General features: G+C 63.1%; 22 protein-coding genes. All 22 read right to left on the reverse strand.

Annotation, left to right across the window (positions count from 1 at the left end):
• Nucleotides 1–50 precede the first annotated feature (50 nt).
• Complete coding sequence (locus WCX18_RS00220) at nucleotides 51–758, reverse strand: pirin family protein (protein WP_345988551.1); 708 nt, start codon at nucleotides 756–758, stop codon at nucleotides 51–53.
• A 126-nt stretch (nucleotides 759–884) separates the two neighbouring features.
• Nucleotides 885–1,334, reverse strand: a complete 450-nt coding sequence (locus WCX18_RS00225; RefSeq protein ID WP_345988553.1) for a MarR family transcriptional regulator — start codon at nucleotides 1,332–1,334, stop codon at nucleotides 885–887.
• A 103-nt stretch (nucleotides 1,335–1,437) separates the two neighbouring features.
• Nucleotides 1,438–2,259 carry a DUF4405 domain-containing protein gene (locus WCX18_RS00230; protein ID WP_345988555.1) on the reverse strand — a complete coding sequence of 274 codons (822 nt, stop codon included), beginning with the start codon at nucleotides 2,257–2,259 and terminating at the stop codon, nucleotides 1,438–1,440.
• A gap of 22 nt (nucleotides 2,260–2,281) precedes the next feature.
• The gene (locus WCX18_RS00235; RefSeq protein ID WP_345988557.1) at nucleotides 2,282–2,719 is read right to left on the reverse strand and encodes a heme-binding domain-containing protein; all 438 of its coding nucleotides are present in this window, start codon (nucleotides 2,717–2,719) and stop codon (nucleotides 2,282–2,284) included.
• Between the two features lie 12 nt (nucleotides 2,720–2,731).
• Nucleotides 2,732–5,803: a CusA/CzcA family heavy metal efflux RND transporter gene (locus WCX18_RS00240; RefSeq protein ID WP_345988559.1), complete on the reverse strand. Its 3,072-nt coding sequence runs from the start codon at nucleotides 5,801–5,803 to the stop codon at nucleotides 2,732–2,734.
• Entirely contained in the window at nucleotides 5,800–6,846 is a 1,047-nt protein-coding gene (locus WCX18_RS00245; RefSeq protein WP_345988561.1) for an efflux RND transporter periplasmic adaptor subunit, read from the reverse strand. Before WCX18_RS00245 ends, WCX18_RS00240 begins: the two co-directional genes overlap by 4 nt.
• On the reverse strand, nucleotides 6,843–8,030 hold the full coding sequence (locus WCX18_RS00250; RefSeq protein ID WP_345988563.1) for a hypothetical protein: 1,188 nt from the start codon (nucleotides 8,028–8,030) through the stop codon (nucleotides 6,843–6,845). Before WCX18_RS00250 ends, WCX18_RS00245 begins: the two co-directional genes overlap by 4 nt.
• Before the next feature lie 76 nt (nucleotides 8,031–8,106).
• Nucleotides 8,107–8,412 (reverse strand): hypothetical protein, encoded by a 306-nt coding sequence (locus WCX18_RS00255; RefSeq protein ID WP_345988565.1) that lies wholly within the window; start codon nucleotides 8,410–8,412, stop codon nucleotides 8,107–8,109.
• 62 nt (nucleotides 8,413–8,474) lie between these two features.
• Nucleotides 8,475–9,737: a DUF2202 domain-containing protein gene (locus tag WCX18_RS00260; protein WP_345988567.1), complete on the reverse strand. Its 1,263-nt coding sequence runs from the start codon at nucleotides 9,735–9,737 to the stop codon at nucleotides 8,475–8,477.
• A gap of 72 nt (nucleotides 9,738–9,809) precedes the next feature.
• Entirely contained in the window at nucleotides 9,810–10,607 is a 798-nt protein-coding gene (locus tag WCX18_RS00265) for a class I SAM-dependent methyltransferase (protein ID WP_345988569.1), read from the reverse strand.
• A complete protein-coding gene (locus tag WCX18_RS00270; protein WP_345988571.1) occupies nucleotides 10,585–11,421 on the reverse strand; it encodes a substrate-binding domain-containing protein in 837 nt (278 codons plus the stop codon). The genes WCX18_RS00265 and WCX18_RS00270 overlap by 23 nt, the downstream gene beginning before the upstream one ends.
• Nucleotides 11,421–13,391: a TonB-dependent receptor gene (locus WCX18_RS00275; protein ID WP_345988573.1), complete on the reverse strand. Its 1,971-nt coding sequence runs from the start codon at nucleotides 13,389–13,391 to the stop codon at nucleotides 11,421–11,423. Before WCX18_RS00275 ends, WCX18_RS00270 begins: the two co-directional genes overlap by 1 nt.
• A gap of 95 nt (nucleotides 13,392–13,486) precedes the next feature.
• Nucleotides 13,487–15,427: a TonB-dependent receptor plug domain-containing protein gene (locus WCX18_RS00280; RefSeq protein ID WP_345988574.1), complete on the reverse strand. Its 1,941-nt coding sequence runs from the start codon at nucleotides 15,425–15,427 to the stop codon at nucleotides 13,487–13,489.
• Nucleotides 15,400–16,449 carry an LLM class flavin-dependent oxidoreductase gene (locus WCX18_RS00285; RefSeq protein ID WP_345988576.1) on the reverse strand — a complete coding sequence of 350 codons (1,050 nt, stop codon included), beginning with the start codon at nucleotides 16,447–16,449 and terminating at the stop codon, nucleotides 15,400–15,402. The genes WCX18_RS00280 and WCX18_RS00285 overlap by 28 nt, the downstream gene beginning before the upstream one ends.
• Before the next feature lie 7 nt (nucleotides 16,450–16,456).
• Entirely contained in the window at nucleotides 16,457–17,098 is a 642-nt protein-coding gene (locus tag WCX18_RS00290; RefSeq protein WP_345988578.1) for a class I SAM-dependent methyltransferase, read from the reverse strand.
• Between the two features lie 73 nt (nucleotides 17,099–17,171).
• Nucleotides 17,172–18,161: an ABC transporter substrate-binding protein gene (locus tag WCX18_RS00295; RefSeq protein WP_345988580.1), complete on the reverse strand. Its 990-nt coding sequence runs from the start codon at nucleotides 18,159–18,161 to the stop codon at nucleotides 17,172–17,174.
• Nucleotides 18,158–18,946 (reverse strand): ABC transporter ATP-binding protein, encoded by a 789-nt coding sequence (locus WCX18_RS00300; protein WP_345988582.1) that lies wholly within the window; start codon nucleotides 18,944–18,946, stop codon nucleotides 18,158–18,160. The genes WCX18_RS00295 and WCX18_RS00300 overlap by 4 nt, the downstream gene beginning before the upstream one ends.
• Entirely contained in the window at nucleotides 18,937–19,953 is a 1,017-nt protein-coding gene (locus WCX18_RS00305; protein ID WP_345988584.1) for an iron ABC transporter permease, read from the reverse strand. The genes WCX18_RS00300 and WCX18_RS00305 overlap by 10 nt, the downstream gene beginning before the upstream one ends.
• Nucleotides 19,953–22,190, reverse strand: coding sequence for a TonB-dependent receptor (locus WCX18_RS00310; RefSeq protein ID WP_345988586.1), 2,238 nt, complete (start codon nucleotides 22,188–22,190; stop codon nucleotides 19,953–19,955). The genes WCX18_RS00305 and WCX18_RS00310 overlap by 1 nt, the downstream gene beginning before the upstream one ends.
• Nucleotides 22,187–23,191 (reverse strand): ABC transporter substrate-binding protein, encoded by a 1,005-nt coding sequence (locus tag WCX18_RS00315; protein WP_345988588.1) that lies wholly within the window; start codon nucleotides 23,189–23,191, stop codon nucleotides 22,187–22,189. Before WCX18_RS00315 ends, WCX18_RS00310 begins: the two co-directional genes overlap by 4 nt.
• A 9-nt stretch (nucleotides 23,192–23,200) precedes the next feature.
• Complete coding sequence (locus WCX18_RS00320; RefSeq protein ID WP_345988590.1) at nucleotides 23,201–23,974, reverse strand: energy transducer TonB; 774 nt, start codon at nucleotides 23,972–23,974, stop codon at nucleotides 23,201–23,203.
• 36 nt (nucleotides 23,975–24,010) lie between these two features.
• Entirely contained in the window at nucleotides 24,011–24,583 is a 573-nt protein-coding gene (locus WCX18_RS00325) for a globin (protein ID WP_345988592.1), read from the reverse strand.
• Between the last annotated feature and the right edge of the window lie 205 nt (nucleotides 24,584–24,788).

Here is a 24,788-nt window from a genome sequence, read left to right on the forward strand (position 1 = left end):
TGCGTTACTCCAATAATAATACTGCATTGTGAGTAAACCGTGAGCCCCCGTCACAGCGGCACGTTGAAAAGGAGCACTTTCGCCTCGCGCACGGCGGTGAGATCATGGACATTGTCGTCCATGATCTGCAGTTCGTCCCGGGCGCCGAGCCGCAGTTCCTCCACGGTGACCTCCCCCTCGATGACAAAGAGCAGCCGGGCGTGACCCGGGGCGACTGCAGGCAGCGCCAGGGTCCGGCCCCCCTCGATGTCGCTGACGTGGATGGCGGCGTCCTGCTTGATCCGGATCGAGTTCTCCCGGCCGTCCCCGCTGACGAGCAGCGTCCAGCGGTTGGGGTGGTAGAAGGCGTTGAAATCGCGCTGTTCGTACCGGGGCTTTCCCCCCTCTTCACTGGGGTATATCCAGATCTGGAAGAGGGCGGTTTTCTCCGTTTCGGAAGCGAACTCGGAGTGGTAGATGCCCGCACCCGCACTCATGTACTGGATCTCCCCGGCGCGGATGACGCCCGCGTTCCCCGCGGAGTCGCGGTGTTTCAGGGCGCCCTGCGTGACGATGGAGACGATCTCCATGTTGCGGTGGGGGTGGGTACCGAACCCCTGTCCGGCTTCGATGACGTCGTCGTTGATCACCCGCAGGGCCCCGAAGCCCATCCGAGCGGGGTTGTAGTACTCGGCAAACGAGAAACTGAAGCGGCTGTGCAGCCATCCGTGTTCGGCGACGCCCCGTTCCGAGGCGCGGTGGACAAACATTCTTGACATAACGGTCTCCTTTGAGTCGGTGTCGGCATCAAGCATCAGAGGCGACAGAAACAGCAGCCCCATAAACGTGCGGCGTTGCATGGCATCCTCCAATCGCTATGTGTCGGGATGAAAAGGCAGGCGGTTTTACTGTGCCTTTTCCAGTTTGCGCAGCAGGCGCGACAGGGTGTTGAGCTCTTCGGTCTCCAGCGCGGCACCGTACCACGCCGTCAGGTTGCGGACATGGTCCGGGAAGAGGGAGGCGATCAGGCCGCTCCCTGCTTCGGTGATCTCCACCATGCGGATGCGCCGGTCCGTTTCACATGGGTAGACGCGGATCCACCCCTTGCTTTCAAGGTTCTTGATGACGACGGTGATGTTGCCCGGCGTACTGAGGATCAGTTCGGTGATCTGGCCGACCCGCAGCGTCCCGAGGTGGTAGAGGGCCTCGAGGATGGCGAACTGCGCCATCGTGATGCCGTGCTCGGCAATGGTTGCCGTCTCCTTGGCGCGGAGCTTGTTGTAGGCGCGCGACAGCTCGATATGCGTCCGCAGTACGGCGTCTTCGCGCGGTCCGTACGGTTTCGTGCGTTTCATGGCACCTCCTTTCCATCAGCGGTTAAGAGCATTATATTACTAATTAGTAATAATGTCAACGACCGCTACCGTTGACAGGACCCACGTCCCGAAGGGAACGGGGTTACGGCAGGGCTTTAAGGGTTTCGAAGAGTTCGTAGGGGGTGGTGCCGAGCTGGCCGGCGGCATCGCGCATGGTGCTCTGCGGCGTGGCGTCGACGCCTTCGGCTTCGAGATAGGCAAGCGCCTTCTCCAGGTCGATGTGCCCCGCGTCGGCGAGGGAGGCGATGCTTCTGCGTCCCATGCCGCTGAGCGGCGCCACGCTCTGCTGCACCCGGGCCTGCGGGAGCATGGCGTCATAGACCTTCTGGGCAGAGACGCCGTTCTCAATGGCGATCTGCTCCAGGGTCTGCCGGCCGTTTTTCACATGGAAGCCGGCGTTGCGCAGCCGTTTCATTGCTGTCGGTGTATCGATGCCGCCCTGGGGGGCGAGGGAGGCGACGGTTGCCTCCTCGGCATGGCCGAACGGCGGGGCGCCCACCTGCCGCTCCCAGTAATCTTTGATGGACGTATTGAGGTTCACGATGCTCTGCATCGGCGGCAGGTGCAGCATGGTGGCGCCGACGAAAAAGAGGTTGAGCACAAGCGCGGCGAGAAACTCTTTTTTCAGCGGTGTGAGCCGGTGCAGATGGTTCTTGAGGTAGCTCACCAGCGGTTTCCAGTTGTAGTAGATGTGCCAGATGCCTGCCGCGAGAAAGAGGAACATCGAGGTGATGTGCAGGTCGGTGTACTGGGTCTTGGTGAGCCCCAGCAGTGTCCAGTCGGTCCAGAAGGCGATCTTGCCTTTGGGGGTCATGAAGAGCATGATCCCCGTGTAGCTCATCACCAGGAACGACAGTCCCAGGGTCAACGAGACCGTTTTCTTGAGCGAGAACTTTTCTTCCATTCTATCCCCTTTCTCGTGTGGATCAGTGTCGGTGTTTTTCGCTGCCGAACGTCGCCTTCAGACCGGCGATCAGCCGTGCTTTCTCCTCCGGAGTGAGCCGCGCTTCCGGGTGGGTCGGCAGGTAGACGAGCGGCGGCATCTCGTCCTCTTCGACCTCTTCGGCCGCGTCATCGCCCTCGTTCTTCTTCTGCACGCCCCAGGCCGAGACGTTGAAATGCTCGCGCCCCTCCTCGACGTCGTGGACGACAAGCCAGGAGACGGGGGCGATATGGCTGTACCACGGCCAGACCGTTTCGTTTGAGTGGCAGTCGGCACAGGCGCGATTGAAGAGTGCCTGCGTCTGCGGGCTGTCCCACGCCGGTTCGGCAACGACCGGAGGATTAACGTGGTTGTGCCCGAAGGGGATGACCTGGATGGCCGTGGCCAAAGCCAGGGCACCGATGAGCAGTTCCGTTTTCATCAACGTTCCTTTTCACACAGTATATTGTAACTCGTTCTTCGCTTCGATCCGCCGGTAGAGGATCGGCAGGATGATCAGGGTGAGCAGGGTCGAGCTGATCAGCCCGGTAATGACGACGATGGCGAGGGGTTTCTGGATCTCCGAGCCGGGACCGGTGGCATAGAGCATCGGCACCAGGCCGAAGGCGGCGATGAGCGCCGTCATCAGGACCGGGCGGAGGCGCCGTTTCGCCCCCTCTATGACTGCATCCTCCAGCGGCATCGTTTTGACCAGTTCGTTGAAGTAGCTGACCATGACGACCCCGTTAAGCACGGCGATCCCCAGCAGGGCGATGAAACCGACCGAGGCGGGGACGGAGAGGTAGTGGCCGCTCGCCATCAGCCCGGCGATCCCGCCCGTCAGCGCCAGCGGAATCATCGCAAAGACGGCCGCGGCCTGCCGCAGGGAGCGGAAGGTGAAGAAGAGGATCATAAAGATCACGGCCAGGGCGATGGGCACGACGATGGAGAGGCGCGCCATGGTACGCTGCTGATTTTTGAACTCCCCGCCGTACTCCAGCCGGTACCCTGCCGGGAGGGAGACTTCCTGTTCGATCTGCGCGGCGATCGCCGCCACGAAGGTGGTGAGGTCGGTCCCGCTGACATTGGTCTGGATGGAGACGAAGCGCTGGGCCCCCTCGTGCTTGATCTCGACGCTCCCTGCCGTGCGCTCGATGTGCGCGATGTTGGAGAAGGCGATGCGCTCGCCCGCCGGGGTCGTGAGGTAGATCGACGAGAGCGGCAGGTCGTTTTGCGCGTAGTCGCCGCGGATCAGGATGGAGAACTGCTTCATCCCCTCGTAGATCTTGCCCGCCTCGGCACCCATCACGGCGATGGCGAGGATCTGCGCCGCCTCGTCGAGGTTGAGGCCGTACTTGGTGAGCTGTTTCTTGTCGAAAACGACCTGCTGGTAGCTCACCCCTTCGTTCTGGCGCATGTAGACGTCTTCGCTCCCCTCGGTCGCCCGCAGAAGGTCGGCGATCTTTGTCCCCAGGGTATTGAGGGTCTCAAGATCGTCGCCGAAGAGTTTGACGACGACGTCGCCGCGCGCACCCGTCAGCATCTCGGAGGTGCGCATCTCGATGGGCTGGGTGAAACCGTATTCGATCCCGGTGATCCCTTCAAGCACCGTGCGCATCTGCGCCCGGAGCCAGTCGGGGTCGGGCGTGCGCCACTCGGACTTGGGGTGCAGCACCAAGAAGGTATCGGTGTCGTTGAGCCCCATGGGGTCGAGGCCGATCTCGTCCGAGCCGCTGCGGGCGATGATGGACTTGATCTCGGGTACCGCCGCCATGAGCTGCTGCTGGATCTGGGTGCTGAGCATGATCCCCGCCGGGATGTTGATGGCGGGGTCGGACTCGACGCCGATAACGATGTTGCCTTCGTCCATCGTCGGCATGAAGGTCTTGCCGACGCTGCCGAACATGTAGACGGAGAGCGGCACAAGCAGTACCAGCAGGGCGTAGATCGGCTTTTCGAACCGGAAGGCGCGCAGGAGCGTCGGGATGTAGAGGTTCTCGAGCTTGCGCACCAGCCAGGTCGGTTCGTCGTGGGCCTTCTTGATGCTCATCCCGGCAATGACGGGGATGAGGTAGAGGGCGAAGAGAATGGAGGAGGCGAGGGAGAAGACGATGCTCAGCGCCACCGGGGAGAAGAGTTTGCCCTCCAGCCCCTGCAGCATGAGCAGCGGCGAGAAGATCGTAATGATGATGACGACGCCCGAGACGATCGGGAGGCTCACCTCCTTGGCTGCCAGGTAGATGAGGCGCGTACGCGGTTCGTGCGCGTATTTGGGGTGCCCCAGCCAGGCGACGATGTTCTCGACCATGACGACGGCGGAGTCGACGATCATCCCGATGGCGATGGCGATCCCCCCGAGGCTCATCAGGTTGGCGCTGATGCCGAAGAGGTGCATCAGGATGAAGGCGCTCAGAATTGCCATCGGCAGGATGAGCGCGACGGTGAGCGCGGAGATGATGTCGCCGAGCATCAGCAGCAGAATGACGATGATGAGCACGACGGCTTCCAACAGCGCCTTCTGGACCGTGTTGACGGCTTTACCGACGAGGTCGCTGCGGTCATAGAAGACGTTCAGCTTTGTGCCCTCGGGGAGGTTCTTCTCCAGTTCGGCCAGGCGCGTTTTGACGGCGGCAACGGTCCGGGAGGCGTCGGCGCCTTTGAGGCCCAGTACCAGCCCCTCGACCGCTTCGCCTTTGCCGTCTTTGGTGACGTAGCCGTAGCGGGTGACGGCACCGACGCTGACATCGGCGACATCGCCGACATAGACGGTACTTCCCTCGCGCTGGGCGAGGACAAGTTCGCGGATGCTCTCGATGCCGGTCTGTTTCCCCAGTACCCGGACGATGATCGCCTCGTCGCCCTGTTCGACCCGCCCGGCGCCGTAGTTGGCGTTGTTGCGTTCGATCACCTCCATGAGCTGGGAGACGGGGATGCCGTAGGCGGAGAGGCGGGCGAAGTCGGGCTTGACGATGAAGCTTTTGACCAGGCCGCCCAGGGCGTTGACGTCGGCGACGCCGGGGACGCTGCGCAGGGCCGGACGGATCGTCCAGTCAAGCAGGGTGCGCTTCTCCATCAGGCTGAGGCTTTCCGATTCGATGGTGAACATCAGGATCTCGCCCAGCGGCGTCGTAATAGGGGCGATCCCCCCGCCGATGTTCTCGGGCAGCTCGTTCTTGGCAGCGGTAAAACGCTGGTAGACGCGGTCGCGGGCCCAGTAGAGGTCGGTGCCCTCTTCAAAGTCGATCGTGATGTCGGCCAGGGCGTACTTCGAGATGGAGCGGACCATCGTCTGGTGGGGGATGCCCTGCATCTCCAGCTCGACGGGGATGGTGATCTGCTGCTCCACCTCGCTCGGGGTCATGCCCGGGGCCTTGATGATGATCTTCACCTGGGTCGAGGAGACGTCGGGGAAGGCGTCGATGACGAGTTTCCCGTAGGAGAGCACCCCGTAGATGGCGACGGCGGCGGCCAGCAGGAGGATGATGATGCGCTGCGAGAGCGCAAAACGCAGCAAGGCGTCCATCATTCACCCCCGGCGGCAGCGCTGCGCAGGGCCAGGACGGAGGAGGCGGCAACGCGGTCGTCCGCGTTCAAAGCGCCGGTGACGTAGCAGAAGCCTTCACGGCGCGAAAGTACGGTGACGGCGAGCGGTTCGAAACCGTCGCTGCGCTGGGCAAAAACGACGCTGCGCCCGTCAAGCTCGGTGACGGAAGCGGCCGGGACCTTCCACGCCTTCGCGGTGCGCGAAAGCGCGATGTTCATACTGGCACCGCCCCGTTCGCCGCATTCGCCGCCCTCATGGAGGTCAATGGTACGGGTCTGGGAGACGGGGTCGATCTGCGGCGCCTTGGCGAAGACCGTAAAGGCCTGTGCCCCCGCGGTCAGTTTCTCGCCCAGGGCGAGGGTATCAGCGGTCTCCCACGGCATATCGATCTCGAAGTGGCACTCGGTCGTGTCGATGAGCTGGGCCAGGACGGCGCCTTCGGCGACGTAGCCGCCGGTTTGCGTCTCGACGGTGGCGATGCTGCCCGCGGCCGGGGCGGTGATGGTCAGGACCGGGTCGGGTTTATGCTGTGAAGCGATTTGCGTGAGCTGTGACGGTTTCAGGCCGTACGCCAGCAGGACGTCGCGCTGGAACGCGGCGGAGGCGTCGAGCTTCTGGCGGCGGTTGCGGCTCTCGGTGAGCTGTTTTGAAGCGACGACCCCCTTGCTCGCCAGCGGTTCGAGACGCTTGACCTCTTTGTCGTAGTACTCCAGCTCCAGCAGGGTCGCGATGTACTCGGACTGCATGTCAAGGAGTTTCGGGCTTTTGAGGGTGAAGAGCGTCTGCCCCTTTTTCACGTGGGCAAAGGGTTTGACGGCGATGCGGGTCACGAACCCCTCCGTGTTGGCACTGACGGTAAAACGCGACGACGGCGGGTAGGTGTAGGTGCCGAGGTAGTTGCCCAGCGGAAGCTGCGTCTGGGCTTTGGGTGTGCTCAGCGACACCTGCAGGGTGCCGGGGTCGATCCGGTCGGCCGCGGCAAGCGGCAGTATAAGGGTAATGAGCAGGGGCATAATGTATTTCATTTTTTATCCTTGATAGAGGGGGTGATGCCGAGGTCGGCAAAAAGGCCCGCTTCGGCCTTCAGCGCGTCTGCGCGGAGCTGGACACCCTGCATCAGCAGGGCGAAGAGCATCTTCTGGCTGTCGATGTATTCGAGGTAGCTCGCCTCGGAGCCCATGAAGCGCTCCTCGAGCAGAACGGTTGTCTCGTAGGCTTCGGGAATCAGCTCGTCATTGATACGTTCCAGGTTGGCTCTTCGGGTCTGTTGGGCTGCGGTGAAGGCCGTAACCCGTGCGTCAAGTTCGCTGCGCATCGCGCGCAGTTCGGCGCCGGCGGCGAGGGCATCGCGGTGGGCGGCCTCGCGGTCGTTGGCACGGCGGCTTCCGGGGGCGAGCGGGATGGTGACGTAGAGGTTGGCGCGCTGGACGTCCATCTCGTCGTCATAACCCGCGGCGAGCGTCACTTCCTGCAGCCAGCTGTTGCGGTAGGAAGCGAGGGCTTTCGCGCTGCCGTGGCGGTTTTCGAGCTGCCGCAGCAGCGGGGCGTCGGCAAGCAGGGTTTCCGGCGGCAGGGTGATGGTGTCGGGGAGGTCGTTGCACAGCAGGCTTTCCGCCTCCGTCTGCGCCGTGGCCCGCAGCAGACGGAACGTTTCATTGTAGCGGCTGTTGAGCTCGTCGATCTGCAGGGTCAGGGTCTCGACGTTCAGACGGCTGCGCAGCCAGGCGCTGCGGTCGAACTCGCCCCCTTCCATCCCGGTGCGGATCAGCGCTTCCATCTGTACGCCGCGGGTTTTGGCGTCTTGGAGCAGCCAGAGCTCCTCCTGGAGGGTACAGGCGTCGATATAGTAGGTATAGACGCGGTTCTGCAGGCGGGCCGTCTGCAGTGCGCTGCTCAGGCCGGTACCGTTGTCCAGCAGCCGCTCGAGTCTGCCGGTCCCGGCGGTGCGGAAGGGCTGTTCAACGCTGACGTGGTACTCCATGGCATTCTTAGACACGGACTTGGCGTCGGCGTAGCCCGCCTGCGCGTTGAGGGAGGGACCGTCGGTCAGCAGTTCGCTGCGCTGCTGCAGCGTGTACGCTTCCGCGGCATACTGCCCGGCGCGGGCCGCGTCGGAGTGTGTGCTCGCATCGAGAAACGTCTGCAGCGAGACCGGGGCCGCCGAGAGCGACGCGGCGGCACAGAGGGCCAGAAGTCGTAAAGGGATCATTGACATTGCCTTTTATGCGGGTCGGCACAGGTGCGTGCCTGCCCATGGGAATTTTTGAATAGGGTTGAAAAAAGGTTTAGGCTAAAGGGGGCTTGGTAGGGACGGGTGAAATATGGGAAAGGAGCTGCTGCGGCGCAATGTGGCTGCGGAGGGCAACGGGGCGGTCGGAAGACGGCAGGGGCGCGGCCTCCGGGATGCTCATCAGGGAGTGGATATGTTCATGGATCTTGGTGGGCAGATCGAGTGCGCCGGTGTCGCTCTGCGCGAGGCAGAGTTCGTACTGGGTGTCGGTATCCACATCCGCCATGACGTAGTCGTGGACCACGAAGAAGGAGAAGGCTGACAACAGAACCGAGAGCAGGAGCTGGCGCAGTGTTTTCATTGTGCAGGATTCTAGCCAAACAAGCCTGTCCGAAACTGAAGAATTACGCTTAGGCAAAATCTTTAGGCGCCGCCTCCGCCACGGGTATCGGGATACTCCTCGGGCGTTTTACAGAACGTCCCGCCGAGGACGCAGCACCCTTCCGTTACACCGAGGATTTTCAGGGCGCCGTCGAAGGCCCAGTAGTGGTTGTAGCTGGCCTTGCGGAGGCTGGTAAAGGTTGCGACGAGGTCGTCGGCCTCCGCCGCCGCTGCGAGGGCGATATTGGCGGTAAGGTCATTGACGTCGGTGACCTCGACCATGCAGCCCGCTTCCAGGGCGTCCTGGTCGGTTTGCGCACCCTTTGCATAGAGTTCGTCATAGAGAGACTGAATACCGGTGTCGGGGAAAATGCCTGCAGCGTATGCCTGGAGCTCCTCCGCGCTGTAGTGCGCCTCGTCGCCGTCGATGTCGGTGACGTTGATGTCGTAGGTCAGCAGTAGGCTTTCGATGGCGGCCTGGTGCTGGCTTTCGGACATCATCGCGATATTGTAGAACTCTTTGTGCGGCCAGAGGGCATGCAGCGCAAGGTAGAGCTCCTTGGCCATCTTCTCCTCGTTCCACATAAACGCCAGCGTGCCCCTGAGGGTACTGTTGAGCTCGGAGAGCTGCGGCGTGCCGTCGCGCTCACTGAGCTGGCGGTTCATCGCATCGGCCTCGGCCTGGGTCATCGTCCGGAGTCCCAGCTCGTTTTTGACAAGGTAGCGTTCGCGTTTTGTGGCGTTGAACTCTCCGGAGGCATACGCCCCGATCCGCGCGGCGATCTGTGCCTGCAGGCTCTGCATGACTTTCAGTGTCAGGGTGGAGGGGTCGCTGACATTGTGCTCGACACAGTATTTGTAGAGCTCGTCGCTGATCGCGGCAATGGCGCTGTCGCCGGAGGGCGTCGCATTGAAGATACGCGTTGTGCTCAGGTTGAAATCGTTCTGCAGCATCGTCGCGATCTGGGCTTTGTGGGCCAGGGAGGTGACGAGGGTGAGTGCGCGTCCCTGCGGCGTCTGCAGGGTCAGTTCCGGTGCGGCGAGGTCGCCGGCGTCGATCAAGCCGTTGCGGTTGATGTCGATGACACCCCCCCGGCTGGTGACGGGGTAGACCGGGTCGTTGGCAAAGCGGTAGCGGCCGCCTGAGAGCATCGTCGCCTGCTGTCCCGAGGCGTCGGTGACGAGCGCATAGAGCATCGGGCCGCGTTCGGCGGTGACGTCGGTCGCGCTGCCGCCGGTGCCGCCGCAGCCGCCGAGCCAGAGGGCCGCCGCGCCGGCGACTATGGAGTAAAAGAGGGGTTTCATACACAATCCTTGGAAGCTGAAATCGTCGTGCCAGTGTACGCAAAGAGTGTTAGGGGTGTGTTAGACGGCGCATCAGCGCGCCGTCTCCCAGGCGACGAAGGCCCAGTTGAAGGGACGGGGGTGGCGGTTGGATTTGGCGACGACCTTGTCGTAGTAGTGGTACGCCTTTTCCTCCTCGTCGCCGGTGAGGCTGCCGAGGCTCCAGCGCAGGGAGGTGACGAAGGCGTCGGCGCTGCCGCTGTTGATGCTGCCCTGTTCGGTCTCGATGTAGTCGACGCGCGGCAGCAGCCCTTTTTGGTAGAGGATCAGCGGGATATACCAGAAGTCGGGCTTCGGGGTGATCTGCCTGTTGATGAACTCGAGGATCTCCAGGTCGACGTAGCTGCCCCCGGCCTTGTAGGTGAGGTAGCAGGCCTTTGCGGCGTGGCGCGTCATCTTCGAGAGGGCCGTTTCGATGTCGCTGACTTCCAGGCTGCGCGACGCGACGGCGATGTCGGCCTCGGGCAGCGCGCTCCAGTCATCTTCCCAGCTCAGCTGGTAGGTCTCGATGTTGGTGATCCCTTCGCGTTCGGCGTAGAGGCGCAGCTGTTCGAGCATCTGTCCGGCGTAGTCGACGGCGATCACCTTTTTGACCTTTTTGGCCAGGGCGAGGGCCAGGGTACCCGGCCCGCAGCCGATATCGAGCACGACGTCGTCGGCATCCAGCGCCATCTTCGAGAGAAAGGTGTCGACGTAGGGACTGTTGACCATGCGCGGTGCCATGTCCGCGGCCTTGGCGTTCCATTCGTCGGCGCTTTTGCCTTTGAAGTCGGTGGCGAGCTTGTGGGCCTTGTACATGGTGGCAAAATCAATGGGTTCGAGAAACATCATTATCTCCTTGGTTGGGGGTGAGGGGGTAAAAGACCGGGTAGCCCGGGTGGCCGTCGATACGGAAATCCTGCACGATGCGCTGTGCCTGCGGCGACGTCAGAAAGGCCAGCAGGGCATCGGCACGGGCGTGGCGGGCGGCGCCGAGGCGCGTTTCGCTGCCGATGGCCGCCAGGTAGGGTCGCATAAGGGCGGGGTCGTCGAAGTAGAAGCCGCGGATCTGCGGGTGGTGCTGTTTTTGCATCAAGAAGGGGATGACGCCGAAAAGCGTGTACCCCTCTAGCGCCGCCGTCTCCCGGAGGAAACCGCGCTTGGCGGGGGTGAAACGGAGCTGTTCCGGGGACAGGTGCCATTCTCGTTTCGTGCGCAGCGCGTTGAAGACTTCGAAAGTGCCGCCGCTCGCATGGACGAGGAAAGGGGCTTCCGAGGCACTCAGTTTCGCCAGCGCCTCCTTCAGGTTCCCGGCGCCGGTGAGCCCGGCAGGGTCGCTGCGGTGGCCCAGGAGCATCTGCGCATTGCGCGTCCAGGGGGTGAGCTGCTCGAATAGGCCGTCGGCGGCCAGGTCGGTAATGGTGTCGCTGGCGTGCATCGTCACCAGATCGACGGGGTGTTCCCTGCAGTAGGCGTCGAGCTCCGATTTTGGGCCGCTGACGACAACGTCGACAGGGATGCCGCGGGCGGCCTCGAAGGCGGCCGCGATCTGCTGCCACATGCCGCTCATGGTCATCCCGCCGATGACGGCGACGCGCAGCGGCGGCACCGTTTCCGCGCCGAGCAGTGCCGCCGAAAACAGCACGGTCAGGAAAAGGCGGCGCATCAGAAGCTGTACGAGAGTCTGCCGTAGAACTCCCGCCCCGGTTCCGGATAGCCGTCGTCGTAATAGTTCAGCTTGTCCGCCATGTTTTTGACGCCCAGTGTGAGGGCGAGGGAGGCGACCGGCAGGTAGGTCACCTTCGCGTCGATCGTCTGCACGTCGCCCAGTTTCTCGTAGCTGCTGTCGGCCAGCTGCCCGTAGGCGCCGCTCTGGCCGTGGAGGGTGACGAGGCCGCTCAGGTTCGGGGCGAAGAAGACGCGGGTGAAGACGTTGTATTCGCGTGTCGGCACGCCGATGGGCCTGTCCGAAGAGGCGCTGCCGATCTTCAGGAAAGTGGCATTCGCCCCCGCTTCGTAAACGTCGGCGATGTAGGAGAGGGCGAGCTCTGCTCCCGAACGGTAAAAGGTGCCAATATTCTGGTTCTGCGTGCGGTTGACACCGTCAAAGGTGTCATAGTAGACGGCCTGGATGTAATCCTCCGTCACAAGGTAGAAGCCGGCCGCTTCCGCGATCCACGCATCGTTGAAGACGCCCTTGTAGGCGAGTTCGCTGTGGGTCGTCATCTCCGGTTTCAGGTCGCCGTTGGGCACCCCGTAGCCGAGCTTGTAGGAGTAGCGCTCTTTCATCGAGGGGAAGTAGGTCTTCTGGGCGACGCTGAGGCGGAGGGTCTGTTTGGGAGCGAGCTCCGCGATGAACGCCGCCTCCGGGTTCCAGGCCGATTCGTCTTTCTTGTCGTCGATCGTCGGGTCGCTGATATGGTCGGAGGATTTGACGTCATAGCCGATGCCCGCGACCAGGGTAAAGCGCTCCGCGAAACGGTAGCTGTCCTCCAGGCCGAAGGAGAGGGTCGTATCTTCGAACTCCTCCCCCAGGGTACTGACGTTGGTCACCTTGTCGATGTCGTACCCTTTGTGGTGGTCATGCTTGTAGTTTGATGAGAGGGTGAGCCGGTTGCCCGCCGCGTCGACGGTGAACTCCGCCCGGAGGCCGTAGGTCGACTCCTTGTAGTTCGATTTCCAGGCGAATTTTTTGTCCATCGTCGTCAGGTTGATGTCGTCGTAGGAGTAGAGCTTGCTTTCGTACTCCGTGTAGTAGGCCGTCGCTTTGAAGAGCCCGCCAAACAGGGTGTGCTGCCCGACGGCATAGAGGCTCTGCATATCCCATTTCGGCCAGTCCCAGTACTTTTCGCGGCCGTAGACGGGGTCGGTGACAGTCGGCTGCTGCTTGGTAGCGTGCTGGTACATATAGCCCAGGGCGACTTCGCCGCCGTCTAGGAGGTAGCCGTATTTGGCGCTGACCTGGCGGTCGTCCGAGGCGGAGTTGAGCCGGTCGCCCTCGGGCTGGACCGGCGTCGCGTCGTAGCTTTCGGGCAGACGGGAGTGGTCACGGTGCTTGCCCGTCGCGGAGAGCTGCAGGTAGTAGTGCGGTTCGCGGATGCCGATGTTCCCGCCGTACATGGTGCCCGCCTGGTCGCCGCTGCTGTCGAGTGTCCCCTGGGCGAAGACGGTGCCCTCGAAGGGGCGGCTCGGCTTTTTGGAGACGATATTGACGACCCCGCCCATCGTGTTGGCGCCGAAGGCCGTCGAGGAGAAGCCTTTGTAGACGTCAATGGCAGCGATGTTGGTTGTGAGGTAGCGGGTGTAGTCCATATTGCCGTCGTAGGGGACGTAGATGGGCACGCCGTCGTAAAAGACGCCGATACGGCGCGAATCGAAACCGCGGATACTGATATCTGTTTCGGCCCGGCCGCCCCGGGAGTAGAATGCCACCCCCGTCATACGGGTAAGGGCTTCGGAAACCGTGCTGTCGCCGTAGATGTCGATCTGTTCGGCGTCCACACGGTCGCTAAAGAGCTCCGAGAGCAGCGGGTCGGCGGTGACGGAGACCTGGCCGAGCTCGAAGCTCTCCGCCTGCAGCGAGGCGGAGAGTAGGGCGATGGATAAAAGTGAAGAGAGGCGTAAAGGTTTATGCATTGTTACTCCTGTATCGAAATGGATTCGGGTGTCCGCTTGGGACCGCGGTCCGCAGAGGCGAAACCCGTTTTTCACCTCTGCGCACGGCGGCCGGATCAAAATGCGATCCGGTACGCGGCGCCGATGACGCGTCCGAGGCTCGGGAAGCCGTAGACGGACTCGTAGTCGTCGTTCGTGAGGTTGCGGGCATAGAGCGTCGCTTTGTGGCGAAACTGCATCGCGCTGAAGTCGTAGCCGAGGGAGCAGTCGATGTTCGTATAGCCGCCCGCTTCGCCCGTGCCCGCCTTGTTGACGGCTTCGAAGTTGTCCACATAATAGACCCCGACCGTGCCTTTGAGCCCGGCGTAGGTGTAGGTGACGATGCCGTTGAACGTCGAATCGGGGATACGGTTGTCCAGCGTATCGTCGTTGTTGCGGTTGTAGCTGTAGGAGAGCTGGTACGTCAGGGCGTCCAGTACCCCGGCCAGGGCCACTTCCGCTCCGTATTCGTGCCAGTCCTTGCTGCCGTAGAGGTTGACGATGTCCGTCGGGTCATCGGGATTGGTCCACTGGGCGGCGACGTAGGGGGCGTCGCGCACATCAAGGAAATAGAGCGACAGCCGCGGTTTGAACCAGGGGGCGGGGGCGGCATCGAAGCCCGCTTCGGCCCCGAGCCGGGTGCTGGCGGAGAGCGACGTCCCGTCGACGGTTTCGACCTCCGGCGCGTTCTGGGTGCTGGCGCGCGCGCGGGTATAGAGCGCGAAGCTCGGCGCGGCCTGCCATCGCGCACCAATCGCCGCGGCGGCGACCGGCTCCATCGCTTCGTCTTCGATCAGGACCTTCTGGCTCACGACCTGCTCGTACCCCTTGTCGATCCAGGTCTTGTCGACGCGCACGCCGCCGTCCAGGCTGAGACGGCCGCGGTGCCATTCGTCCTGGACGAAGGCGCCCGCCGTCCGCTCCTTTTTCTCCCAGCCGGTATAAAAGTACTCGCCGGTCGGGGTGTGCCACCAGATCCCCTCCACGCCGGCACGGAGGGTGTGCTCGCCGAGGCGGTGGGCATGATCGAGGCGCAGGTCGCTGAAGTTCTCCTCCTGGACTTCAAGGGTGTAGGCGTCGGGGTTGCTCCAGGAGCGCTGCTGCAGCTCCACGCGCAGGTCGCTGCGCGCGTAGGAGAGGGAGGTGACGCCCTGTCCCCAGTCATAGGAAGCTTTGGCGGAGAACTCCCCGATCTTGATCGGGTCGTACTCCCACTTGGCATCGCTGACGCCCGGCGTGGTGCTGCGCTGCAGCTCCTTGGAGCCGCGGGTTACGAACCCCTGCAGGTCCAGGCTCCACGCGTCGTAGAAGAGGCCCCCTTTGGCATAGAGGGTCGTTTTTTCGAACCCGGTCGTCTCATCGGGTTCCCCGTCGCTCCGGTCGTAGTCGACGAGGAGGTTGAGGTAGCCGTACTCTCCGATGCCCCCGGCCATGGCGCTGACGTGTTCGCGTCCGAAGCTCTCCACCTGCACGGCGGCCAGCCCCTCAAGCGGCGCCCCGGGGTTGCGGGTTTCGATCACGAGGTAGCCGGCATCGTCGCCGCCGAGCAGGCCGCCGGTGCCGTTGGGCAGCGGTCCGAGGTTGAGCGTGGCGGAGTCGCGGACGACGCGGATACGCTCGATCGCTTCCACGGGCAGGACGGTGAGGATGCGGCTCGTGACCGCGGCGGGGATGTAGACCCCGTCGATGATGATGCCCAGCGCGCGGTTGCCCCGCACTTTGACAAAGGCCGGGGCTTTGCGCCCCTGGCGCTGGATAAAGACGGAGCTGGCGTACTGCAGGACGTCGTAGATGTCGGAGGGGTTGAGCGCTTCGATGGTGTCACGCGTAATCACCTCCTCGAGGTCCGCCGCGCTGCGGGGCAGCGACGTGGGCCGGGCCGTTTCAATGCCCTCGGACGCGACGGTAATGGGTGTTTCGTGGACGGTAATGGCGTCGAGCGCCGCTTCGTTTCCGGCATGAAGCGCCGCCGCAGACGCGGTGAGGCCGATCAGCAGGTGCAGAGGGTTTCTGGACATAATGCTCCTTTGGCAATGTAGGGTCGGATTTCATGGTGGAACCGTTCGAGCATGGCGATGTTCGATTCGACATGCACGGCGGCGGGTTTCAGGGCGATATGGAGGTGGGTCAGCGCGTCTGAGAGCGTGTTGATCTGTTCGATGCACATTTCCGGCGTCCCCAGGATCGCGTTGTCGAAAAACGGTTTCCCGTCGAAAAAGGCGGTGCGCTCCTGCAGCAGCGCCTCGTAGTTTTCGGCGTCGAAACCGGGCTGGGGCTGTTCGCGCTGGGCGGCGCGCATGCATTTGACGAAGTGGTCGATGGCGGGAAGCGCCGTCCGCTGCGCCTCGGCGGCGCTGTCGGCAACGCCGAAGACGCGCATGACCACCATCTGCGGATCGTGCCCGGCGATACTGCGGTAGAAGTGCTGCGCTTCGACGCAGTCGCGCAACGACGCCCCCTGGGACATCATCAGCCCGTACCCGCGGGTCGCGGCGTAGTGGATCGTCTCCTCCGAAGCGAAGGTCGCCACGTAAAAGGGGAGCTGTTTCTGCAGCGGTCTCGGCGTCACCGTACTGTTGTGAATCTGAATGTAGTTGCCCTCGAAATCAACGGCCCTGCGGTGCAGGAGGAGGTCGACCGCTTCGACCGTCTCGAACATGACGGAACGCAGCTCCTCCCTGCTCCGCAGGAAGTGGCGGGTATCCGGCGCGAATCCCCCCTTGGCGAATCCCGCGTCGATGCGGCCGCCGCTGAGGTTGTCGAGCACCGCGATGCTCTCGGCCAGGCGGACGGGGTGGTGGAAGGGGGCGAGGAAGCCGGCGGTGCCGAGGCGGATTTGCTGTGTGCGCGCGGCGGCATAGGCGAGCATGACCGCGGGGTCGGGCAGGACGCTGAAGGCGTTGAAGTGGTGCTCGCCGAACCACGCTTCGTCAAAGCCGAGCCGGTCGGCGGTCTCCACCAGGCGCAGCTGGTCGTGAAGGCTCTGGGCCGTATCGTTGCCGTAGTGTTCGGCGAGGCAGAAGAGTCCTATCTGCATCATGGCTCCCTTATTTGGTGATGTGGGCCCAGAAGCCGCTCTCATCGTTGATGATCTCGAAAGAGGCCGGGTGCAGTGATTCGAGGATCTCCGGCAGCGCGTTGCGCATGCTCCGGGAGCGGTTCTTGAAACGCTCTTCCCAGTTCGGCTCGCGCTCGAGCATTGTGCTGACGATCTGTTCGCGCAGCGCCGCGTTGCCGAAACCGCCTCCCACGTAGGCGCGGCCGCCCCGGCGCAGCACGCGGAGGATCTCGCCGTAGGCCAGTTTCTGGTCGTCCCAGAAGGGGGAGGAGCCGCGGCTGACGACGAGGTCGACGCTCTCGGAGGGGAGCGGGATATCGTGGATGTCCCCCTGTACAAAGCGGCTGCGCGCCGTGATGGCCTCTTCTTCGGCGTAACCGCGGGCCAGTTCGAGCATCTTTTCGCTCTGGTCGAAAAAGGTGACGTCGCATCCGCTCTGCTGCGCCATGGCCCGTCCCAGGGCGCCTGTGCCGCAGCCGGCATCGAGACAGACGCCGCGGGTCATCTGCGTCTGCTGAATGATCTGCGATGCGATGACCGGGTAGATGGGGGCGAACACCTCTCTGACGATGGCGTCGAACCCCAACGGGTCATGGGCGCCTTTGTGCGTTTTTTGCTTCAGTCCGTTCATGGGTTTTTCCTTTGTATCAAGATAGATATAACGGTGTGGATGCCACCGCATCCGCCGCAGCATCTTTTTCGTATCAGCGGGCAGGGGCCGCCGTGTCGCAGACGGGGAAAAAGAGCGCCTCGAAACGCGCTTCCTCCTCCCCTTCAAGCCACTCAGGGTAGAAGTGGTTTATGAGCCACCGGATTCCCATCAGCCGCATGAATGACGGCGGGCGGGTGATGTAGTTGAAGGGGCGCGACGGCACGGTGAGGACCCTGCCTTCGCGGACGGCGCGCAGCGCCTGCCAGCGGGGATCTTTCCCGACGGCGTCGGCGAAAACGGGCTCCATCGCGACAATGACGTCCGGGTCGGCGAGCATGACCGTCTCCAGGCTCACTTTTTCCATCCCGTAGTTGGAACTCATCCGGCACTCCAGGGCGTTCTTCGCCCCGGCATAGGCGAAGGGCTCGAGGTGGAACGAGCCGTCGCATTCGCTGGAGAGCCCGTCGGGGCCCTCGGCGAAGTAGTAGCGGACGGGCCGACGCTCGGCCAGTTTGGGCTGCAGCGCATCGATGAGAGCGAGGGTCTGCTCGGTGTAGGCGACCAGGGCGTCGGCGCGCTGGGTGTTGCCGGTCAGACGCCCCAGCAGTGCGAACTGGGTGAGCAGGTCGCGGATCGACGAATTACGTACAAGCAGGACGGGGATGCCGAGCGCGTCGAACTTGCCGACGATCTTCTCCACCCCCGGCATCCCGCCCCAGACGAGAATGACGTCGGGGCGCGCCTGGGCCAGCAGTTCGAAGTTCGGGGTCTGCCCCTGCCCGAAGAACCCCCCGGCGACGGGGCGGTCGGCAGCGGCCCCCGCGTAGGGGCGCTGCGCATCGCTCCACGGGAAGTTGAGCGCCGCGATGAGCGCGGGGTCGAAGGCGAGCACGCTCATCGTCAGCGGCGGCGACGCCGCGTAGATCTTCGTCACCGTCTCGGGGAGATTGACCGTCCGGCCGTAATCGTCCGTGAGGCTCCGCGCCTGCAGCGGCAGGGCGAGGAGACAGAGGACCCAAAGCAAAAGGATACGCGTTTTCATGCGGAGGCCCTCCGGAAGTGCGGCAGGCACCAGTTCTTGTCGCGGTGCTCCACAATATCCGCCTCGACGCCGTAGACCCGGCGCAGCATCTCGGGGGTGATGACGGCGTCGGGAACGCCTTCGTCGATCATGTGCCCGTCGTGCATGACGGCGACGCGGCTGGAGACGAGCAGGGCGTGGTCGGGGTAGTGGGTCGTCTTGAGAAAAGTCTTCCCCTGGCCGGCCAGGTGTGCGATCATCTCCAGCAGCCGCATCTGGTTGCCGTAATCAAGCCCGGTGACCGGTTCGTCCATGATGAAGGTGGAGACCTCCTGGGCCAGGGCGCGCGCCAGCAGTACCATCTGCTTCTGCCCGCCGCTGAGCTGCCCGAAGGGGCGGGAGGCCAGGCCGTCGATGCCGACGGTCCGCAGCGCCTCCATGGCGACCTCGCGGTCACGTCGCCCCGGCTGGGCGAAGAAGCCGAGCTTCGCCGCCCGCCCCATCATGACCATCTCCTCGACCGTGTAGTTGAACGGGACGCTGTGGTACTGGGGGATGTAGGCGATATGCTGCGCGATCTGCCGGTGCGAGTAGTCTCCCAGGGGTCTGTCCGCCAGCCGGATGTCGCCGCTGCCGCGCAGCAGGCCCAGCATCAGCCGGATCAGCGTGCTTTTGCCGCAGCCGTTGGGGCCCAGCAGGCTGACGACTTCGCCGGGGTAGAGGGCAAAGCTCATCTTTTTGAGCACCTGGTGTGCCGGGTAGGAGAAGGTGAGGTTTTTGACTTCGATGATCGGTTTCAGTTCCATGCGGACCTCGCGTGTTTGAGTACGATGATAAAGACGGGGATACCGATGAGCGAGGTGAGGATCCCGATGGGGATCTCCACGCTCATCGCCAGCCTCGAGACCGAATCGGCCAGGAGCAGAAACGCGGCTCCGGTGATGGCCGACAGCGGCATCAGCAGGGTGTGGGAAGGCCCGAAGGCCATCCGGACGATGTGGGGGATGATGAGGCCGACCCAGCCGATGATCCCCGCCATGACGACGGAGAGCGCACTGGCCAGGGTGGCGAGCACGATGGCGATGAAGCGGATGCGCGCCACGTTGATTCCCAGCGCGCGCGCCTCCTCATCGCCGAGGCTGAGCAGGTCGAAATAGCGCCCCAGCACGATCAGCCCGCCGATACCCAGCAGCATCGGGACGGCGGCGAGGGCGACCCCGTCCAGGTCCGCCATCGAGAGCGATCCCATCAGCCAGTAGACGATGGCGGGCAGGGTGCTGTAGGGGTCGGCGACGTATTTGACGACGGAGAGCAGCGCCGTGAAGAGCGAACCGCTGATGACCCCGCCGAGCACGAGCATGATCGACGAGCGCCCGGCGCGGACCATGCTGCCGACCATCACGGCAAAACCGACGGCGACGAAACCGAAGACGAAGGCCAGCGCCTGCACGATCCACCACTGCTCGCTGACCAGCATCCCCAGCGCCGCGCCGAAGGAGGCCCCGGCGAGGACGCCCAGGATGCCCGGGGAGACGAGGGGGTTGACGAACATCGCCTGGAAGGCCGCGCCCGAGGTGGCGAGCGCCGCGCCGATGAGCATCGCCAGCAGGATGCGCGGCAGGCGGATCTGCACGATGATATTCTCCAGCAGCGCGTACTGCGGCAGGGCCTCGCCGCCGAAGAGCTTGTACTCCAGAAAGCCCGCAAGCGTCCGGGCGTCGACGGGGTACTGGCCCCACATCAGCGTCAGCGTGGCGACGAGCAGCAGCACAATGAGGGCTGCCGAGAGGGAGAGGGCGTAGCGGCGCTGCATCAGAAGTTTACGGTCAGCGAGCCGAAGAGCTGCATCGGCGCGCCGGTCATGTAGGTCGATGAGGTTCCCGTCGTCGCCAGGACGTTGTCCGCGGAGATGATGGTCGCGATGTACTTCTCGTCGGTCAGGTTCGTACCGCTGAGGCGGAAGACGGCGCTTTTACTGCCGAGGAAGCCGTTGATGCGGTAGGCGACGTCGAGGTCGAAGAGGGTGTAGGCGTCGACGGTCTGGCTGTTCTGCAGGTCGCCGTAGCGTTTGGAGGTGTAGCGCACGCTCGGGGTGATCATCCAGCCGCCGATGGTGTAGGAGAGCGCCGCCTTCGCCAGGACCTCCGGCGCGTCGGGGACCTGTTTGCCCTCGGTGTCGATCGTCGTCGTCGGCGAGCTTTTGAAGTCCTGCGTAAAGGCGTACTTGTTGTAGGAGAGTCCCGCGATGAACTCCAGCGATTCGCTGACCGGGCCCGAGGCGGAGAACTCCGCGCCGTAGCCCATCGCGTCGCCGACGTTGGCGGGATAGTTCACGCCGTATTCGGGGTCGTAGACGTTGGCCTGCTTGTTTTTGACGTAGGAGACGAAGAGTACCGGGTTCAGCGCGATACCGCCGACCATCGTCTTGTAGCCCAGGTCGATGTTGTCGGAGGTCTCGAGTTCGAGTTTGTTCCACAGCTGCTGCAGGGTCACGTTCTTGGAAACGAAGCTGGCCCGGTTCTTGATGTAGGTCGGGAAGAGGTTGACGTCGAAGCCGTAGGTCCGGGCATAGGAGACGTAGAGCGTATTGCGCTCATCGAAGCGGTAGCCGGCATAGAGCGACGGGATCCATGTATAGAAGGTCTTCGCCTTGACGCTGGCCCACGGATCGAGCGTTCCTTCCGCGATCGCCGTGTCGTAGTTCTGGCTCGTGTTGAGATCGGTGCCGAAGGTGTAGCTCTCGAGCGAGCCGATCTCGAAGCTCTGGTACTGGAGCCCGACGTTGTAGTCGAAGACGCCGAGGCTGCCGGAGAGCTCCGCGAAGGGGGCCTGGAGGGTGTGGTAGCCGGTTTTGGCCAGGGAGGCGTACCCGTCAAAGACGAGGTCGCCGCCGACGGACTTGTATTTGAGGCGGTCCGTCGGCGGTCCCGGAGGCTGCTGCTTGTGGTACCAGTAGCCCAGCGTCGTCTTGAGGGCCTTGGAGAAGCGGTGGGTGTAGTCGGCGACGCCCCCGTAGAGGTCATGGTCGATCCGCCACTGGATGACGCGGTTTTTCGCGGGGTCCGCGTTGACGCTGGAGTTCCAGTACTCCCCTTTGTCCGTTTTGTAATAGGGTTTTAATGTCACCGTGTCATCTGCGCCCGGGCGGAACTGCAGGGTCGCCAGAGCGGCCGTCGTATCGAAGCTCTGCTTGTTCCAGTCGTAATAATCGACGTCGTTGTTCGCCGTCGGCCGGGCCGCGGCGTAATCCTTGTCCCAGAAGCCCTCCAGGTCCTGGGTCTCAGTATAGGAGAGGGCGTAGTAGTTGTGGTGGTCGTCTTTGTTATAGATGACGTAGGCTTCCGCACTGAACATCTCCGAGGGGGTATAGGCGATCCCCGCCATGGCGTTGAAGCGTTCGAGGTCCCCGTCGCCTTTGTACTTGTCGTATCCGAGGTGGGAGATCGATCCGAAGAGGCGGACGTCCCCCATCTTCCCGCTGTCGAAGCGTCCGTAGGAGCGTGTAAAGCTGTCCGAACCGAACGACTGCGAAAGGATGGCATTCGTCTGCTGCCGCGGCGCGTTGACGTTCATGTCGACCTTGCCGATCAGGCTGGAGAAACCGATGTTCTTTTCCGGCGGAAGGTACCCTTTGAGCAGGTCGATGGAGGCGACGTTCTCCATGTCGAGCATCTGTTTGCCCCCGCCGGGGTTGCCGGAGATCGGCATACCGTCGATCATGTAGACGCCCCCCGGGCCGGACTGGGATTTGCCGCGGATGCGGATGGGGTCGTGGTAAGAGGGTTCGTTGGAGCCCGCCGTGTCGGCGGGGGTATAGTTGACCGAAGGGGAGTACTGGATGATCGTAAAGGGGTTCATGTTGGCCTGCGTCCCGAGGGTCGTGATGCTCTTTTTCTCGAAACGCTGGTCGGACCCGTTGACGTCGCCCAGGTAGAGGGTGTCGTCCAGGGCAGTGTCGGAGACGACGATGTGCTCGATATTGACGGGGCCGGCCCAGAGGGCGGAGGCGGCCATGACGGCGACGAGGGGGTAGGTGTAAGCGGGTTTCAAAGGGAATCTCCTAATAGCGTATTGATCTCGCGGGGACTCAGGTCGACGCCGAGAAAGAGTTTGTAGAAGGCGGCGACGCGCATTTTCAGGTCGACGTCGTACGCCTCCGGATGGAAGAGGGAGGCGAGCCACTGGATGCCGATGACGCGCATGAAAGAGGGCGGACGGTCGACCCAGTTGAACGGCACGGTCGGCACGAGGTAGATCCGCCCTGTTTTGACGGCGCGGAGCTGCTGCCACATCGGGTCTTCCACGAGGTCGCCGTAGACCATGGCATGCTGGACGATGATCACTTCCGGATCGTAGGCCAGCAGGGTCTCGAAGTTGATCTTCTCCAGTCCGCGCAGGTTGCTCTGGCGGCACTTATGGACGTTCTCGCCGCCGGCGAAGTTCATGGCGACGACGTGGAAGGAGGTGTCGCATTCGGTGGAGAGGCCGTCCAGCCCCTCGGCATAGTAATAGCGCATCGGTTTGGTGCCGGCCAGCGAGGCGTTGATCTCGGCAATGACCGTGCGGGTGTAATCGGCCAGTTGCCGGCCGCGTTCGCCTGCACCGACGGCGTCGCCGACGCGCTCCATGGTATCGGGCATCGACGCGATCTGCCTAAAAGGCACCGTCAGCGTCGGGACGCCGAGTTTTTTGATCTGGTCGGTGACGGTCTGTACGAGCATGTCGTCCTCCCAGATCAACACGAGGTCGGGGCGGGCGGCGACGAGGGTCTCGAGGTTGATGCGGCTGCCGCTGCCGTGGAACGACCCGATGACGGGCAGCTCCAGGAAGTGTTGGTCGAGGTAGGCGGGATCGGCGCCGTTGAAGGGGTTCTTGGCCTTGAAGTTGAGGCCGATCATCTTGGCGGGTTCGAGGGCATAGAGCAGGTAGTTCATCGGCGGCGAGGAGCCGAAGACCCTGCTGACGGTTGCCTGGTCATCTTTCATATCGCTAAGCGCCTGGGGCACCGAGACGAGCACCGATATGAAGAGGGTAAGCAGAAGTCTGTTCATGGTGGATTCCTAAGAGTGTGAAAGTGAGAAGGTAATCGGGATCGTCAGATGGGTCAGCGATTCGAGAGAGGGAAAATCGCCGCTGAGATCCCATAGCGTTTGCAACGCTTTACGGTCCAGAACGGTACTGCCGCTGCTGCGCAAGACTTCTGCAGCAGCTACCGTACCGTCGGAAGCAAGTTTGAACGAGAGCGTCACCACCCCCTCGAGCCGCAGCCTTCTTGCGGCGGCGGGGTAGGTGATGGCGGATTCGATCATGGCACGTATCCGTCCCAACACCGTTGCGTCCGGCCCGGTTGGGTCAGCTTTTTTGTTGTTGTTTGCAAGCGGTATAGCGCTTGACGCATTGTCTGGTGTGTGAGGAGAAGTTTCCGCGTGCGAGGCCGGAGCGACGGGCGGGGACGGAAGGGAGGCAAACGCCTCAGATAAAGACGCGTCGTCTGGCGCCTTTATCTCAGGGGTTTTTCGTTGGGGAATGGGCAGCATGACCGGGGCGGGTTTTGCGGTGACCGGCGACGGTTTCGGTGACGATTTCACCGTGGGGAGCGGGCGTGCAGCCGGTGTGGCGGGGAGGGGTTTCGCTTTCGGGGCGACGGCCGCTGCCGGTGACGCGGCACGCGGAGTATAGGCGGCAAGGGAGATCGCCACCGTCTGCCGTTCGGCTGCCGGTGCGGGCAGGACGGGGCGCGGCGCGTACAGGAACGCGCCCAGCAGTGCCCCGTGCATCAGTACGGAGGCGCCCATCGCCAGCAGGCGGTGACGGTGGCCGTTTTCATGTATCATATTTGATACAACGATAGGCGAAAGCGAATGCATCGTCTACTCCGCCGCCTTGCGCCCCGCGAGGGGTTCATAGGGATGGCGCGTGATGGGGGTGACCGTGGTGCGGCGGTTGATCATGCGGATGGAGAGGGCCTCGATCCACGCCCAGAACTCCCGGGCGTGTTCGGCGGGCATGGCGCACTCCGCCATCGCCTTGCGGTACATCATTAGCCAGATATCACGGGCTTTCTCGTCAACGATGAGGTGCAGGTGGCGCATCCGAAGTGCGGGGTGGCCGTGGGCATCGCTGAAGGCTTTCGCACCGCCCAGCGCCTCGACGAAGAAGTCGGCGGCCTTTTCGGTGGCGGCGGCGAAGGCGCTGTCGTCGGCGGGGAACATCTCGCCCAGTACCGTCTTGCGCAGCAGTCCGTGGTGGTACCGCACGAGGGCGCGGATGTTCGGTTCGCCCCAAACGCGGTAGAGCGCATCGGAGGGAAAGGTGACTTCGGGATAGATAAAATCGATTTTCGCCTCGACGGTGCGCGGGGCGGCACCGGCCCCTTCAAACGGGCGGGTGCCGCACTGGTTAAAGCCGTGGATCGGCGTCCCCTCTTCGGTAAAGACGTTCATGTTCTCGCTCCATTATATTTTAAATGATATAACGATTTTTCAGCCATAGATGCAGCTGATATTCCATGCAAATCGGTACATTTTGCGTTGTTTTTGGAATGATATAACGAAAATGTCTTGTTTTGTCTTAAACGGTAGGACTTTTGTCATGCGAGGGCGGCAAACCCTCCGGCCGGACAGCCGCATCGTGTCGGTACGCTTTGAA

The sequence above is a fragment of the Sulfurimonas sp. HSL1-2 genome (genome assembly GCF_039645565.1).
Classification (GTDB): domain Bacteria; phylum Campylobacterota; class Campylobacteria; order Campylobacterales; family Sulfurimonadaceae; genus Thiomicrolovo; species Thiomicrolovo zhangzhouensis.